Source organism: Lelliottia jeotgali (assembly GCF_977070485.1).
This window is the reverse complement of sequence record NZ_CDRVFO010000046.1, coordinates 1-890: the sequence shown is the minus strand read 5'-3', so window position 1 is coordinate 890 and position 890 is coordinate 1. Positions and strand designations below refer to the sequence as shown.

The following is an 890-nucleotide window of genomic DNA, read 5'->3' as shown; positions in this document are numbered from 1 at the left end:
GCTACGACGCCGGCGCCGACGGTACGACCGCCTTCACGGATAGCGAAGCGCAGACCGTCTTCCATTGCGATGGTCTTGATCAGGGTAACAGTCATCTGAATGTTGTCACCTGGCATTACCATTTCAACGCCTTCCGGCAGTTCGCAGTTACCGGTCACGTCAGTGGTACGGAAGTAGAACTGAGGACGGTAGCCTTTGAAGAACGGAGTGTGACGGCCGCCTTCTTCCTTCGACAGAACGTAGACTTCTGCGGTGAACTTGGTGTGCGGCTTGACCGAACCTGGCTTGACCAGAACCTGGCCACGCTCAACGTCGTCACGCTTGGTACCACGCAGCAGAACGCCGCAGTTCTCGCCAGCACGACCTTCGTCCAGCAGCTTGCGGAACATCTCAACACCGGTGCAGGTGGTGGTGGTGGTGTCACGCAGACCAACGATTTCCAGCGGATCCTGAACGCGGACGATACCACGCTCGATACGACCGGTAACAACGGTACCACGACCCGAGATCGAGAATACGTCTTCGATCGGCATCAGGAACGGCTGGTCGATGGCACGAACTGGCTCAGGAATGTAGCTGTCCAGAGTTTCTACCAGCTTCTTGACAGCGGTAGTGCCCATTTCGTTGTCGTCTTTGCCTTCCAGGGCCATACGAGCGGAACCGATGATGATCGGAGTGTCGTCGCCTGGGAAGTCGTAGGTGGACAGCAGGTCGCGAACTTCCATCTCGACCAGTTCCAGCAGCTCAGCGTCGTCTACCAGGTCAGCCTTGTTCAGGAAGACCACGATGTACGGAACGCCAACCTGACGGGACAGCAGGATGTGCTCACGGGTTTGTGGCATCGGACCATCGGCGGCCGAGCAAACCAGGATCGCGCCGTCCATCTGGGC

1 protein-coding gene is annotated in these 890 nt (G+C 58.1%); it reads right to left on the bottom strand.

What is annotated here, in order from left to right; translation table 11 throughout:
- A partial coding sequence (gene tuf / locus ACW4TB_RS27495; RefSeq protein ID WP_455828731.1) for an elongation factor Tu occupies positions 1-890 on the bottom strand: 890 nt, incomplete at both ends.